The sequence below is a fragment of the Streptomyces mayonensis genome (genome assembly GCF_018982965.1).
Taxonomy (GTDB): domain Bacteria; phylum Actinomycetota; class Actinomycetes; order Streptomycetales; family Streptomycetaceae; genus Streptomyces; species Streptomyces mayonensis.
Genome location: NZ_JACBYP010000242.1, coordinates 1 through 2,882, shown reverse-complemented (window position 1 = coordinate 2,882; position 2,882 = coordinate 1). Strand labels below are relative to the sequence as shown.

The window sequence follows — 2,882 nt, the reverse complement described above, 5'->3', positions numbered from 1 at the left end:
CCTCCCGCGGCCCCCGGCGGGCTACGCGCCGCCGCCCCCGTCCGCCGCCGCCAGCACGGCGAGGAAGGCCGCGACCTCCGCCAGGTCGACCCGCTCCAGTTCCTCCGGCCGCAGGACGATCCGCAGCTCGCGGCAGACGACCCGCTCCCGGGAGTGGGTGATGAAGGAGAGCAGGATCAGGCGCAGCAGGCTTTCCTCGTCCAGGCCGTGCAGCCGGGACAGTCCCGAACCGATCAGCGGCACCGCCACCCGGTCCAGCTGCCCGTGCCGGTACACGGCGTCCCACACCCGGCCCAGGCTCAGCCACAGCTCCTCCGTGCCGGACCGCGCCACGCAGTCGTTGCCGAGGCGGCTGTAGGCCACGCCGAAGACCAGCCGGGGCCTGCTGCCGAGCACCGCCACCGTGCCGACCGGGTAGCGGTCGAGCTTGCCGTACGGCTTGGTCTCCCGCGTCTCGGCCGCCACCGGCACCGCCCCGCCCAGCGCGGCGTCCAGCTCGTCGTCCAGCCGCCGTACGTCGCCCCCGTACCGGCGCCGGAGCAGCTGCCCCTGCACGCTCGTGCCGCTGATCAGGACACCGTCGCTGACGTCCGTGTCGAACGTGTCGCAGAACCCGACGACCAGGTGCGCCGGCTCGTCGAAGAGGTCGCCCGGCGCCACGCTCACCGACATCCGCGGCCGCGCGAACTCCTGGCGCACGGACACCGTCGGGCGGCTGCGCGCCACCGCCCAGGCCAGGCAGAGCAGCACGGAGGCCGCCGCCACCGGTGCCGGGCCTGGTATCGCCGCGGGCCACAGCTGCCCCACGAACTGGAGCACCGCGGACACCCCGCCGAAGGCCGCCATCACGCTGCCGACGAACAGCCTCCGGGTCCGCGCCCCGCCGAACCGGCGGCGCCGCCCGCCCGTGCCCCGCCGGCCGATCGTTCCCCGCCGCCCGACCGGATCCCGTCGCCCGACCGGGCCCCACCGGCCTCCTGGACCCCACCGCCCTCGCGGGCCGTGGCCGTCCCCGGTCCTCAGCCGTCCGCTCCCCCGCGTCGGACGGACGACCGGACCGGCCCCACGCGAACCGACCGATTCCACAACTCCCCCAAACGGACAATTGATACGCTGCCGGAATCTCCCCCGCGACCACCGGGCGGGGAAGGGTGGAACGAGTGGAGACCACTTGTATGGCGCGCATCCGTGTGAGCGTCCTGGGCCCGGCCCGGCTCGAAGTGGACGGCGTGCCCGCCCGGTTGACCCCCTTGACGACACGGCTGCTGGTCCGCCTGGTGGCGGCGGAGGGCGAGGCCGTACCGGTCCGCCGGCTGCACCGGGACGTGTGGGCCCTCGACGGCGACCGGCCGCGCCAGTCCCAGCGCCACCGCAACGAGGTGCAGAAGCGCGTCCTCGAACTGCGCCGCGCCCTCGACCCCGCGCAGAGCGGTGACGCGGCCCGGGTGCTGCGCACCGAGCAGTGGCTGGCCGCGCCCGTGCCGGAGACCGCGTACCGGCTGGTGCTCGGGCCCGAGGAGCTGGACAGCTCGGAGTTCACCGACCTCGTCAACTCGGCGCTGCTCGCCGCCCCCGCCTCGGCCGCCGACCGGCTGGCGGCGGCGCTCGCCCTCGTCCGCGGCCGGCCGCTGGTGGAGGCGGGCGACGAGGAGTTCGCCCGGCCGCTGGTCCGCCGCCTCACCGCCCTGTACGAGACGGCCCGCCGGCAGCTGATCCGCAGCCGCATCGACCTCGGCCGCCACGACCTCGCCCTGCCGGTCGCCGAACTCATGGCCCGGGAGCGGCCCGACGACCAGGACGTGGCCGAGCTGCTCGGCTCCCTGCGGGCGCGGCTGCGCGAGCGGCACGGGCGGGAGCTGCTGCGGCAGCCCTTCCCGGGCGGCACGGACCTCGTGGTGGTGCGCGGCGACCTGTTCGACCAGGACGACGCGAACCTGGTGGTCGGGTTCAGCGACACCTTCGACACCGCGACCGAGCAGGACCTGGTGATCAGCCGGGAGAGCGTGCAGGGGCAGCTGGTGGAGCGGCTGTTCGGCGGCGAGCGCAGACTGCTCGACGACCGTATCCAGGCCGGGCTGCGGGCCGTCACCGCGCTGCGCACGGAGCGGCCCCAGGACAAGCCGCGCGGCCGCCGGGTCCGCTATCCCCTCGGCACCACCGTCCCGCTCGCGGTGGACGGCCGCCGGGTGTTCGCCGTCGCCTACTCCCGGCTCGGCAACGACCTCGTCGCCCGCTCGGCACCGGCCGACCTGCGGGCGAGCCTGGACTCCCTCTGGCCGGCCGTCGCCCGGTACGGCATGTACAAGCCGGTCGCGGTCGCCCTGATCGGCTCCGGACTGGCCCGCATCGTGGAGCTCGACCGTACGCAGCTGCTGCTGATGATCGTGGACAGCTTCGCCGAGCACTGCCGCCGGGAACCGGCGACCGCGCCCGAACTGCGGGTCGTGATGCGCCCGTCCGACCTGGAGCGCACCGACCTGTCGGCCCTGGGCACGTACCTGCGCACCACGCCGCCCGCCCGCACCAGCACCGACGTCGGCGCCGGCACCGGGGGCCAGGACACCGGTGCCGGCGCCGGCGAGGGCGGTGGGGCGCACGGCCGCCGGTGACACAGACATGCCCCCAGCGCACCAGCCCCACCGCTTCCGGCACCACGGGCCCACCGCTTCCGAACCGCTTCCGGACCGGCTCGGGACCGCACAGGACCGGAACGGCACAGGATCGGGACCGCACAACACCGGGACCGCACCACCGGGACCAGACCGGGGGCCGGGACCAGACAGGGACCGGACCCGGAGGGGTGTTTTCGGCGGGGACGGACCGGACCGTCCCCCCCTGCGCCGTCCCCCCCTGCGCCGTCCTCCCACGCCACGCCCTACGCC

General features: G+C 75.7%; 2 protein-coding genes. One reads left to right on the top strand and one right to left on the bottom strand.

The features are described 5' to 3' along the window. Nucleotides 1-21: 21 nt before the first annotated feature. Entirely contained in the window at nucleotides 22-819 is a 798-nt protein-coding gene (locus HZS56_RS37575) for a macro domain-containing protein (RefSeq protein WP_308408249.1), read from the bottom strand. Between the two features lie 356 nt (nucleotides 820-1,175). Between HZS56_RS37575 and HZS56_RS37570 the strand changes: the two genes are divergently transcribed. Continuing rightward, entirely contained in the window at nucleotides 1,176-2,609 is a 1,434-nt protein-coding gene (locus HZS56_RS37570) for an AfsR/SARP family transcriptional regulator (protein ID WP_216725287.1), read from the top strand. Nucleotides 2,610-2,882: the final 273 nt, after the last annotated feature.